10 protein-coding genes are annotated in these 12,145 nt (G+C 62.8%); 8 read left to right on the forward strand and 2 right to left on the reverse strand.

Annotated elements, in window-relative coordinates; translation table 11 throughout:
* Positions 1–46 precede the first annotated feature (46 nt).
* Entirely contained in the window at positions 47–943 is an 897-nt protein-coding gene (locus PM2_RS15140) for a D-hexose-6-phosphate mutarotase (RefSeq protein WP_016712732.1), read from the reverse strand.
* Between the two features lie 71 nt (positions 944–1,014).
* Positions 1,015–1,413 carry an acyl-CoA thioesterase gene (locus tag PM2_RS15145; protein WP_016712731.1) on the reverse strand — a complete coding sequence of 133 codons (399 nt, stop codon included), beginning with the start codon at positions 1,411–1,413 and terminating at the stop codon, positions 1,015–1,017.
* Positions 1,414–1,775: 362 nt separating this feature from the next.
* On the opposite strand from PM2_RS15145, the gene PM2_RS15150 reads away from it, so the two are divergent.
* The 8 genes from PM2_RS15150 (at position 1,776) to PM2_RS15185 (ending at position 12,141) form a co-directional block, all read left to right on the forward strand.
* Positions 1,776–3,065 carry an MFS transporter gene (locus PM2_RS15150; protein WP_016712730.1) on the forward strand — a complete coding sequence of 430 codons (1,290 nt, stop codon included), beginning with the start codon at positions 1,776–1,778 and terminating at the stop codon, positions 3,063–3,065.
* A 153-nt stretch (positions 3,066–3,218) separates the two neighbouring features.
* Positions 3,219–4,217 carry a phosphate ABC transporter substrate-binding protein PstS gene (locus PM2_RS15155; RefSeq protein WP_016712729.1) on the forward strand — a complete coding sequence of 333 codons (999 nt, stop codon included), beginning with the start codon at positions 3,219–3,221 and terminating at the stop codon, positions 4,215–4,217.
* Positions 4,218–4,356: 139 nt separating this feature from the next.
* On the forward strand, positions 4,357–6,645 hold the full coding sequence (locus PM2_RS15160; protein ID WP_016712728.1) for an ABC transporter permease family protein: 2,289 nt from the start codon (positions 4,357–4,359) through the stop codon (positions 6,643–6,645).
* A gap of 71 nt (positions 6,646–6,716) precedes the next feature.
* A complete protein-coding gene (pstA, locus tag PM2_RS15165) occupies positions 6,717–8,333 on the forward strand; it encodes a phosphate ABC transporter permease PstA (protein WP_174442280.1) in 1,617 nt (538 codons plus the stop codon).
* Between the two features lie 72 nt (positions 8,334–8,405).
* Complete coding sequence (gene pstB, locus PM2_RS15170) at positions 8,406–9,239, forward strand: phosphate ABC transporter ATP-binding protein PstB (protein WP_012274853.1); 834 nt, start codon at positions 8,406–8,408, stop codon at positions 9,237–9,239.
* 59 nt (positions 9,240–9,298) lie between these two features.
* Positions 9,299–10,069: a phosphate signaling complex protein PhoU gene (gene phoU, locus PM2_RS15175; protein ID WP_016712726.1), complete on the forward strand. Its 771-nt coding sequence runs from the start codon at positions 9,299–9,301 to the stop codon at positions 10,067–10,069.
* 164 nt (positions 10,070–10,233) lie between these two features.
* Entirely contained in the window at positions 10,234–11,130 is an 897-nt protein-coding gene (locus PM2_RS15180; RefSeq protein WP_016712725.1) for a response regulator, read from the forward strand.
* Positions 11,131–11,244: 114 nt separating this feature from the next.
* Positions 11,245–12,141: a peptidoglycan DD-metalloendopeptidase family protein gene (locus PM2_RS15185; RefSeq protein ID WP_016712724.1), complete on the forward strand. Its 897-nt coding sequence runs from the start codon at positions 11,245–11,247 to the stop codon at positions 12,139–12,141.
* The last annotated feature ends 4 nt before the right edge of the window (positions 12,142–12,145 follow it).

A 12,145-nucleotide genomic window follows, 5' to 3' on the forward strand; every position in this document is an offset into this window, starting at 1 on the left:
CTTCGCGGGCAAGCCCGTAAAGAGGCCGGCAAAACCACTGTAAAACTCAGATCATTTCACAGCCGATCACGACGCCTAGCGAGTGACTCGCCCCTGGCCTCAGCTCCACCAGGTCATCCCACACATTCGCCGTCTCGATGCACAGCATCCGCTGCCAGCCGTCATCAGCCATGTCTGCCAGCTCCTTGGCCCGCTCGGTCCATGGGTTCCAGATCACCGCCGAGCGCGACCCGCTGCTGGTCAAGGTAATCCGCCGGCTCCAATGCGGGTCGACAATGCTCAGCGTCTGCGGGGTATCGAGGTAGATCCGGTCCGTCTCCCCGGCAAACGCCAGCGGCCCTTGCTGCTGGCGCTGTTCCCAGTCAGCCAGGGTCTCGATATAGCCCAGCCCCTCGACCCCTTCGACCCGCGCCTGACGCACATCGCTAACTGCAAAGTAACTATGCAGCGCCTGGCTGATGGTAACCGGGGTATTGCCCATGTTGCGGCTGGTCAGGCTCAGCTTCAGCTCGTCACCCAGCTCCACCACCAGCTTCAGCTCGACGTCATGGGGCCACCCGGGCAGGTCGCCCTGCGCCTCAGGCAGCTCGAACTCGATACGCAGGCCGTCGCCCGCTTCCTCTATACCCAGCAACTGCCAGTCACGTGAGCGCGCCAGACCGTGAGCTGGTGCCTGCTCGCCGTGGTACATGGCCTGCACGGCCTGGGGGTTGCGCTGCAAGTTGCCAAACCACGGCCAGCACACCGGCACCCCGGCGCGAACCGACTTGCCCTGGCGGAAGATGGCCTGGTCGCTCAGCCACAGCAGCGGCGGCTCGCCGACCCGCTGGTAGCTGAGGATCTGTGCGCCTTGCTGGGCGATCAGGAGTTCGGCGCGGTCGCTGCTGATACGCCAGCAGTTCAGTTCGCCATGTTGCTCGGTTACGACCTGGTAGGTAGCCATTGCATTCATCTCATTGGTTGCCAGTGGGCCTTGGACCCGGGCACATGCAATGAGTTTACCGCCGGCGAGGCTTAGCGACGAGGCACAGACCGGGTACGGCCACTGCCGTCGATGGCGACGAAGACGAATACCGCTTCGGTAACCTTGCGCCATTCGCTGGACAGCGGGTCGTCGCTCCACACTTCGACCATCATCCGGATCGAGCTGCGGCCGATCTCCAGGGTCTGGGTATAGAACGACAGCTGCGCGCCGACCGCGACCGGTACCAGGAAGGCCATGCGGTCGATGGCCACGGTAGCCACGCGGCCACCGGCGACGCGGCTGGCCATGGCGGTGCCGGCCAGGTCCATCTGGGCAACCAGCCAGCCGCCGAAGATGTCGCCGAAGCCGTTGGTCTCGCGCGGCAATGCGGTGATCTGCAAGGCCAGATCGCCTTGTGGGATTGGATCTTCTTGTTCGAGCTCAATCATGCGATGGGGCCTCTGACCCGTGACGCTTTTCGTTGGTGTGGCGCAAAGGCCGGGTAAACGATTCAGCTTGAAACATACTACGCCGATTTCGTTTCACTGGGCGGCCGTAGGGAAACTCTGCGAAACCGTCTGACAATACTGACCGGCGTTTTCGCACAACATCCCACGTTAGGGGCAACCTTTTCCTACGAACTGCCAGTATATAGAGCATAACGGCCAGCGACGACCGCGCATTCATGAATATGTGTAGGGATTTTGTATCGCTTTCAGCGCAGCTCGGCTATTTGCTATCTTCGCGTGTCCCCTAATCCAGAAGCCGCGTGCCAAGCGGCCTGCATGCCCTACAAAGAGAACAACGAGCGATGACTTCCGTGCCCAGCAGTATCGAGCAGCCCGCGCGGCCGCTGACCCGCAGTGACTACAAGACCCTTTCACTGTCCGCCCTGGGCGGTGCGCTGGAGTTCTACGACTTCATCATCTTCGTGTTCTTCGCCACAGTGGTCGGCAAGCTGTTCTTCCCGGCCGACATGCCCGAGTGGCTGCGCCTGATGCAAACCTTCGGCATCTTCGCCGCCGGCTATCTGGCGCGGCCGCTGGGCGGCATCATCATGGCGCACTTTGGCGACCTGCTCGGGCGCAAGAAGATGTTCACCCTGAGCATCTTCATGATGGCCCTGCCGACCCTGATCATGGGCCTGCTGCCAACCTATGCCCAAATTGGCATGTGGGCGCCGATCCTGCTGCTGATGATGCGCGTGATCCAGGGCGCGGCCATCGGTGGCGAGGTGCCGGGCGCCTGGGTGTTCGTGTCCGAACACGTGCCTGCGCGCAATACCGGCTACGCCTGCGGCACCCTGACTGCGGGCCTGACGGCGGGCATTCTGCTGGGCTCGCTGGTGGCGACCCTGATCAACAGCGTGTACAGCGCCGAAGAAGTGGCCGATTACGCCTGGCGTATTCCGTTCCTGCTGGGCGGTGTGTTCGGCCTGTTCTCGGTGTACCTGCGCCGCTGGCTGCACGAAACCCCGGTGTTCGCCGAGATGCAGCAGCGCAAGGCGCTGGCCGAAGAGCTGCCGTTGCGCGCCGTGCTGCGTGACCACCGTGGCCCGATCATCCTGTCGATGCTGCTGACCTGGATGCTGTCGGCCGGCATCGTGGTGGTCATCCTGATGACCCCGGCGCTGTTGCAGAGCTTCTACCACATCAGCCCGACCGACTCGCTCAAGGCCAACAGCCTGGCGATCGTGCTGCTCAGCCTTGGCTGCATCGGCGCCGGCAGCCTGGCCGACCGCTTTGGTGCGGGCCGCGTGTTCGTGATTGGCAGCCTGTTGCTGCTGGCCAGTTCCTGGGCCTTCTACCACAGCCTGCCGACCCGGCCTGAGCTGTTGTTCCCGCTGTACGCGGTGACTGGCCTGTGCGTGGGCGTGATTGGCGCTGTGCCCTATGTGATGGTCAAGGCGTTCCCGGCGGCGGTGCGCTTCAGCGGGCTGTCGTTCTCGTACAACGTGGCCTACGCGATTTTCGGCGGGCTGACACCGATGGTGGTGACGGCGCTGCTGAAGGTGAGCCCGATGGCGCCGGCCTACTACGTGGCGGGGCTGTGTGCCGTTGGTCTGGCCGTGGGCCTGTACTTGCTCGCCAATAAGCGCTGATCTGCTTCGAGGCTACCCGCGAAAAGGCCAGACCTGCTTACAGTGATGGCCTTTCATCCAATTGTCACAATGAAGTCATATCGTGTTCATGCGGCCTGCCGATACTTGGGCCCGTTCCATCCAACACCCCAATATTCCTGCTAGGAGCAAGGCATGAAACTGAAGCGTTTGATGGCGGCCCTCACCTTTGCCGCCGCTGGCGTTGCAACCGCCAACGCGGTAGCCGCTGTCGATCCTGCGATCCCGACCTACACCAAGACCACCGGTGTTTCGGGCAACCTCTCCAGCGTTGGCTCCGACACCCTGGCGAACCTGATGACGCTGTGGGCCGAGGCCTACAAGAAGGAATATCCGAACGTAAACATCCAGATCCAGGCGGCCGGCTCCTCCACCGCGCCACCCGCGCTGACCGAAGGCACCGCCAACCTCGGCCCGATGAGCCGCAAGATGAAGGACGTCGAGCTGCAGGCCTTCGAGCAGAAGTACGGTTACAAGCCGACTGCCATCCCGGTTGCTGTCGACGCCCTGGCCGTGTTCGTGCACAAGGACAACCCGATCAAGGGCCTGACCATGGCTCAGGTCGACGCCATCTTCTCTTCCACTCGCCTGTGCGGTGGCAAAGCCGAAATCAAGACCTGGGGCGACGTGGGTGTGACCGGCGACCTGGCCAACAAGCCAATCCAGCTGTTCGGCCGCAACTCGGTATCGGGCACCTACGGCTACTTCAAGGAAGAAGCCCTGTGCAAAGGCGACTTCAAGCCTAACGTCAACGAACAGCCTGGCTCGGCTTCGGTGGTGCAGTCGATCAGCTCTTCGCTGAACGGCATTGGCTACTCGGGTATCGGTTACAAGACTGCCAGCGTCAAAACCGTAGGCCTGGCCAAGAAAGAAGGCGGCGAGTTCGTTGAAGACAACGAAACCAACGCCCTGAACGGCACCTACCCGCTGTCGCGCTTCCTGTACGTGTACGTCAACAAGGCCCCGAACAAGCCTCTGGCCCCGCTGGAAGCCGAGTTCGTCAAGCTGGTGCTGTCGCAAGCTGGCCAGCAGGTCGTGGTGAAGGATGGCTACATCCCGCTGCCGGCCAAAGTCGTCGACAAGACCCTGGCTGACCTGGGCCTGTCGCACGCCGGTAACGTTGCAAAGAAGTAAGTAACTGAAGAAGAGGCCGGTGCCGATGCCCGGCCTCTTCCACGAAATTCCAGTCCGAAGCCAGGTTTCCTGTGCGGCGGGCTTTCGCGCGTCACCACTTTGTAATGTTTTTGTCACACGGGACCGCTAGGGTGTGCGCATGAATGATCTGGCCAATTCCAACATGACCCAAAACTCCCAGCCCGTGCGCATTGATTTCAATACGCCCGAGTTGCAACGCAAGCGCCGCATGCGTGCGCTCAAGGACCGCCTGACCCGCTGGTATGTACTGGTGGGCGGGCTTGCCGTTCTGGCGGCCATCACTCTGATCTTCTTCTACCTGGCCTATGTGGTGCTGCCACTGTTCCAGGGCGCCGAGCTGACCAGCAAGAAAGCCCTGGCGCCAACCTGGCTGCAGCAGGATGCCGGCAAGCCGCTGATGATCGCGCTAGAAGAGCAGAACCTGGTGGGGATGCGAGTTTCGGACAAGGGCCAGGCATTGTTCTTCGATACCAAGACCGGTAACGAGCTCAAACGTGTCGACCTGCCTGTGCCGGCAGGCACCCAGGTTACGTCGATCAGTGCCGACCAGCCGGGTAGTCCGCTGGTGGTGCTGGGCTTGTCCAATGGCCAGGCGCTGGTGTTCCACCACACCTACAAGATCACCTACCCGGACAACAAGAAAACCATTAGCCCAGGCATCGACTACCCGTACGGCGAGCAGCCGTTCGTGCTCGACGAACAGGGCCGTGCGCTGGAGCACGTCAGCGTCAACGTCAATGGCGACACCTTGCTGCTGGCCGGCTCCACCGGCGCGCATCTGCAGGTGCTGGAGCTGACCCGCACGGAAAACATGATGACCGAAGAGGTCACCACCGAGCAGAACCGCATCGAACTGCCGCAAATGACCGAAGCGGTGAAGAACATCTTCATCGATCCGCGCCAGCAGTGGCTTTACGTGATCAACGGCCGCGCCACTGCCGACGTGTTCAGCCTGCGCGACAAGAGCCTCAACGGCCGTTACAAGCTGTCTGAAAGCGGCGATACCGAAATCACCGCCACGGCCCAGCTGGTTGGCGGCATTTCGCTGATCATCGGTGATTCCAAAGGCGGCCTGGCCCAGTGGTTCATGGCCCGCGACCCGGATGGCGAGTCGCGCTTCAAGCAAATTCGTACCTTCCAGATGGGCAAGGCGCCTATCGTGCAGATCGACGCGGAAGAGCGCCGCAAAGGCTTCATCGCGCTGGACGCAGACGGCAAGCTGGGCGTGTTCCACAGCACCGCGCACCGCACCCTGCTGGTCGAGCCGGCTGCCGAAGGCCCAGGTATCCTGGCCCTGTCGCCACGCGCCAACCGCATCATCATCGAAGAAGGCGGCAAACTGCTGCCCCTGAGCCTGCGCAACCCGCACCCGGAAATTTCCTTCAGCGCGCTGTGGGGCAAGGTGTGGTACGAGAACTACGACGAGCCGAAATACGTCTGGCAGTCGACCGCCTCGAACACTGACTTCGAGCCCAAGCTGAGCCTCTCGCCGCTCACCTTCGGTACCTTGAAGGCCGCGTTCTACGCGATGATCCTGGCCGCCCCGCTGGCCATCGCCGCCGCCATCTACACCGCCTACTTCATGGCCCCGGGCATGCGCCGCAAGGTCAAGCCGGTGATCGAACTGATGGAAGCGATGCCCACGGTAATCCTCGGCTTCTTCGCCGGCCTGTTCCTGGCCCCGTACCTGGAAGGCCACCTGCCGGGCGTGTTCAGCCTGTTCCTGCTGATGCCGGTTGGCATCCTGCTGGCCGGCTTCGCCTGGACCCGCCTGCCAGAGTCGATCCGCCTGCGCGTACCGGATGGCTGGGAGGCGGCGATCCTGATCCCGGTCATCCTGTTCACCGGCTGGTTCGCCCTGACCATGAGCCCGCACCTGGAAAGCTGGTTCTTCGGCGGCGACATGCGGCTGTGGATCACCAACGATCTGGGCATCACCTATGACCAGCGCAACGCCCTGGTCGTGGGTATCGCCATGGGCTTTGCAGTCATCCCGAATATCTATTCCATTGCCGAAGACGCCGTGTTCAGCGTGCCGCGCAGCTTGACCCTGGGCTCGCTGGCCCTGGGCGCGACGCCCTGGCAGACCCTGACCCGCGTGGTCATCCTCACCGCCAGCCCGGGTATCTTCTCGGCGCTGATGATCGGCATGGGCCGTGCGGTGGGCGAGACCATGATCGTGCTGATGGCCACCGGCAACACCCCGGTGATGGAGATGAACCTGTTCGAGGGCATGCGCACCCTGGCCGCCAACGTGGCCGTGGAAATGCCGGAATCGGAAGTCGGCGGCAGCCACTATCGCGTGCTGTTCCTGGCCGCTCTGGTGCTGCTGATGTTCACGTTCGTGATGAACACCTTGGCCGAGCTGATTCGCCAGCGTCTGCGCAAGAAATACTCGTCGCTTTGATAGAAAGGTAGCGATCCGTGAAAAAGGATTCCCTCAAAGGCTGGTTCAAGAGCGGCGCCCCCGGCGTCTGGATGAGCGGCGGCGCGGTGGCCATGGCGGTGATCATGACCGTCGGCCTGCTGGCGGTGATTGCCGTGCGCGGCCTGGGCCACTTCTGGCCGGCCGATCTTGTACAGGCCACCTACAAGGTGCCGGGCCAGGCTGACCACGTCGTCATCGGCGAAGTGGTACAAAAGGAAGAAGTGCCACGCGCCCGCCTGAAGGGTGCCGGCCTGCCGGTACCAGACCAGGGCCCGGAGTTCATGACCCGTGAACTGATCAAGGTTGGTAACCGCGACCTCAACGGCAGCGACTTTACCTGGGTGGTCGGTGACTGGCTGGTTGACGAAAAACGCCCGGCCGACCTGATCGCCCTGGAACGCCGCGAGTGGGGCAACTTCTACGGCTACTTGGTCAGCGTCAAGGAAGAAGGCCGCGTGGTGGCCGAAGGCCCTGCCGCCTGGCACGAACTGCAGGCCCGCCTCAAGCGCGCCAACCAGCTCAACGGCGAGTTGCAGCAGCTGGAGAAGAAGGACATCGGCGCCATCAACCATGGCCTCGAGCGCCTGCGCCTGCAGGCCCGCAAGCTGGAGCTGGACGGCAAGCTGGACGCCGCTGCCCAGGCCGACCTGGATGCCGACCGCGCCGAGCTGAACAGCCGCTACAAGGCCATCGAAGACCGCCTGACCGGCCTGCACCAGGCCTTTGCCCGCGACAGCCTGGTGGCCCGCGATGGCAACGGCCGTGAAGTGGAAATCAACCTGAGCAAGGTGGTGCATGCCATCCAGCCGAACGGCATGTCCGGCTTCACCAAGCTCGGTACCTACTTCGCCAAGGTCTGGGAGTTCCTCAGCGACGACCCGCGTGAAGCCAACACCGAGGGCGGTATCTTCCCGGCCATTTTCGGCACCGTGATGATGACCCTGATCATGGCCGTGATCGTCACCCCGTTCGGCGTGCTGGCTGCGGTCTACCTGCGTGAGTACGCCAGGCAGGGGCCGGTGACACGGCTGATCCGCATTGCCGTGAACAACCTGGCCGGCGTGCCGGCGATCGTCTACGGCGTGTTTGGCCTGGGCTTCTTCGTCTACGTGCTGGGTGGCTCGATCGACCGCCTGTTCTTCCCTGAAGCGCTGCCGGCACCGACCCTGGGTACCCCGGGCCTGCTGTGGGCATCGCTGACCCTGGCACTGCTGGCCGTGCCGGTGGTGATCGTGGCCACCGAAGAAGGCCTGGCGCGTATTCCGCGTACCGTGCGCGAAGGCTCGCTGGCCTTGGGCGCGACCAAGGCCGAAACGCTGTGGAAGATCGTCTTGCCCATGGCCAGCCCGGCCATGATGACCGGCATGATCCTCGCCGTGGCCCGCGCCGCTGGTGAAGTTGCGCCGCTGATGCTGGTGGGTGTGGTGAAGCTGGCGCCGTCGCTGCCGGTGGACGGTAACTACCCGTACCTGCACCTGGACCAGAAGATCATGCACCTGGGCTTCCACATCTATGACGTCGGCTTCCAGAGCCCGAACGTCGAGGCCGCGCGGCCGCTGGTGTATGCCACTGCGCTGTTGCTGGTGCTGGTGATCGCGACCCTCAACCTCTCGGCCGTGTGGATCCGTAACCACCTGCGCGAGAAGTACAAGGCCCTCGACAGCTGACCCTGATTGCAAGCGTGCCTCCCATCAGCCGGGCGGCCCTTTGAAACGAATTGATAGCGTATGGAGTAGACCATGCAGCAAGATTCCCATACCCACGGCATCGACATGTCTGCCCTGGGCCGCAACAAGCAGAGCCTGCGCCTGGCCGAAGAAACCGTGGCCATCGAAGTACCGGGCCTGAGCCTGTTCTACGGCGACAAGCAGGCGTTGTTCGACGTCAGCATGAACATCCCCAAGCAACGCGTGACCGCCTTCATCGGCCCGTCCGGCTGCGGCAAGTCGACCCTGCTGCGCACCTTCAACCGCATGAACGACCTGGTTGACGGCTGCCGCGTGGAAGGCGCCATCAACCTGTACGGCAACAACATCTACCGCAAGGGCGAGGATGTGGCCGAGCTGCGCCGCCGTGTGGGCATGGTGTTCCAGAAGCCCAACCCGTTCCCCAAGACCATCTACGAGAACGTGGTCTACGGCCTGCGTATCCAGGGCATCAACAAGAAGCGTGTGCTCGACGAAGCCGTCGAGTGGGCGCTGAAGGGCGCAGCCCTGTGGGACGAGGTCAAGGACCGCCTGCATGAGTCGGCGTTGGGCCTGTCTGGTGGCCAGCAACAGCGTCTGGTCATCGCCCGCACCATCGCCGTGGAGCCGGAAGTGCTGCTGCTCGACGAACCGTGCTCGGCGCTGGACCCGATTTCGACCCTGAAGGTCGAAGAGCTGATCTACGAATTGAAATCCAAGTACACCATCGTCATCGTGACCCACAACATGCAGCAGGCGGCCCGTGTTTCGGACTACACCGCGTTCATGTACATGGGCAAACTGGTCGAATTCGGGGATACCGACACCCTGTTCACCAACCCGGCGAAGAAGCAGACCGAAGACTACATCACCGGTCGCTACGGTTAAGCGGCGCTCGTGATGAGCACCTGGCCTCCTACAGGGCCGCGTTACCAAAGGACAAAACGATGATCAACAAAGAAAGCCTTACGCACCACATTTCCCAGCAGTTCAACGCCGAGCTCGAAGAGGTGCGCAGCCACCTGCTGGCCATGGGCGGGCTGGTTGAAAAGCAGGTCAACGACGCGGTCACCGCGCTGATCGAAGCCGATTCGGGCCTGGCCCAGCAAGTGCGCGAGGTTGACGAGCAGATCAACCAGATGGAGCGCAACATCGACGAGGAGTGCCTGCGTATCCTTGCCCGCCGCCAGCCGGCCGCCTCGGACCTGCGCCTGATCATCAGCATCTCCAAGTCGGTGATCGACCTGGAGCGCATTGGTGACGAGTCGACCAAGATCGCCCGTCGCGCCATCCAGCTGTGCGAAGAAGGTGAATCGCCGCGTGGCTACGTCGAGGTTCGTCATATCGGTGACCAGGTGCGCAACATGGTCCGTGATGCACTGGACGCCTTTGCCCGCTTCGACGCCGACCTGGCGTTGTCGGTGGCCCAGTACGACAAAACCATCGATCGTGAATACAAGACCGCGCTGCGCGAGCTGGTGACCTACATGATGGAGGACCCGCGCTCTATTTCGCGGGTGCTGAGCGTGATCTGGGTTCTGCGCTCGCTGGAGCGAATTGGCGACCATGCGCGAAACATCTCCGAGCTGGTGATCTACCTGGTGCGCGGCACCGACGTACGTCACATGGGCCTCAAGCGCATGACAGCAGAAGTGCAGGGCACAGCTGTCGCTGATGGCGAAAAGGCTAATGTTTCGGGCGAATCTGACGATAAGTAAGGTTGCTCCCGAGCATCGACGCCCGGCCTTGGCCGGGCGTTTTCGTTTGCGGTCGAGCGCCTGCAGGCACCCGCGAACGATGTTGAAGAAGTCCCGGCGTGACCAGGTTGTAGCAAATGGCCATTATTTGGCAGTAGGCTAGTCGGGGTTCAGAAGGAGTATCGATGAGTAAAGTGAATGTGCTGGTCGTGGATGACGCGCCGTTTATCCGTGACCTGGTCCGCAAATGCCTGCGCAGTGCCTTCCCGGGCATGGCCATCGACGACGCGGTCAACGGTCGCAAGGCCATGGCCATGCTGGACAAGGAAGCGTTCGACCTGGTCCTGTGCGACTGGGAAATGCCGGAAATGTCGGGCCTGGAACTGCTTACCTGGTGCCGCCAGCAGCCTGCGCTGAAAAACCTGCAGTTCATCATGGTGACCAGCCGTGGCGACAAGGAAAACGTCATTCAGGCGATCCAGGCGGGCGTTTCCGATTTTGTCGGCAAGCCGTTCACCAACGAGCAACTGCTGACCAAGGTAAAAAAGGCCCTGACCAAGATCGGCAAGCTCGACAGCCTGATGGCCAGCGGCCCGGCGCGGGTGAATTCGGCGTTTGCCAATGATTCGCTGAGTGCCCTGACAGGGGGCAAACCAGAAGCGGCCAAGGTGTCGGCCCCCGCACCGGCACCGGCTGCCATCAAGCCCTTGGCCGCAGCCTCCACACCACCTGCCCCCGCACCGACCGGGCGTGGCCAGGGCCAGTTGCGACTGGCCAGCGGCATGCAGCCCTGTGTGATCAAGGCACTGAGCTTGAAGGAGGCCTTGCTGGTGGTACGCCGCAGCGAAGCGCTCCCGCAGGTGCTGGAAGGTGCGGTGCTGGACCTGGAGCAGGGTGAGAGCGCTGAAGTCGCGCGGTTGAACGGCTACCTGCATGCTGTCGCGGCATTGGAGCCCAAGCCCGACAGCGACTGGCTGCAGTTGACCTTCAAGTTCGTCGATCAGGACGCCCAGAAGCTCGATTACCTGTCGCGCTTGATTGCCCGTGGCACTGCACAGAAGCATTTCACCCCCGGCGCTTGACGCCAAAGCAGGGGCAGCACAGTGCTGCCCCTGCGCCATCCGACCAACTGCAATACCCGCCGCAAAACCCGCTGCTAGGCTTCGAGACATCAAGACTGTCAAAAAGCCACCATCATGCCCACGCGCCTGCTGCTGTTCTGTGCATTGCTCATGGTCTCGGCGTCGAGCCTGGGTGTGACCCTCTACAAGATCACCGACGATTCCGGTGTGGTCTCCTATTCCGACCGGCCAGGCCCGGGCGCCAAGCCCTTGGTGCTGCGCGAGCCCATGGTCGAAACGCTGGAGGGCCAGGTGCTGTTGAACGCCAGGACCTTCGACGGTGGCGTGAGCTTTTCGGCGCGCAACGAACTGCATGTACCCGTGGAGGTCGAGTTGCGACTGGACAATCTGGTGAACGCGCAAGGCGGCGATGCTCCGCGCATCGTGCGCCGCTTGCTGCCGCCGCGTACCACGCAAATGCTCAGTGTGCTCCGGGGGCGCCCTGGGCTGCTGCTGAACTACCGCTCGACCCTGCTGCAGGCCATGGGGGACCCGGGCATGCGGCCACAGGGCTTCCGTTACGCATTCCCTTGGATTGGCGGGCCGTTCCGCGTCACTCAGGGCCCTAACGGGCGTGTCAGCCACTTTGGGCCAAAGGGGCGCTACGCCATGGACATCGCGATGCCTGAAGGCACCACCATCATTGCGGCGCGCGAAGGCGTGGTGGTGAAGACGGAAAACACCCAGAGCGGGCGGGGAACCAACCCTTCAGGGAATTTCGTCAGGATCCTGCACCCGGACGGCACCATGGGCGTGTACTTGCACCTGATGCGCGGTTCAGTGGTGGTGGCGCAGGGGCAGCGGGTACGGCAGGGGCAGGTACTGGCCAAGTCGGGCAATACTGGCAACAGCACCGGGCCCCACCTGCATTTCGTGGTGCAGCGCAATGTGGGGCTGGCGCTGGAGTCGATACCTTACCGGTTCGACAGGCCGATCAGCGGGTTACCAGATTTCACTGCCGGCAACCCCTGACCGA

Source organism: Pseudomonas monteilii NBRC 103158 = DSM 14164 (assembly GCF_000730605.1).
Classification (GTDB): Bacteria; Pseudomonadota; Gammaproteobacteria; order Pseudomonadales; family Pseudomonadaceae; genus Aquipseudomonas; species Aquipseudomonas monteilii.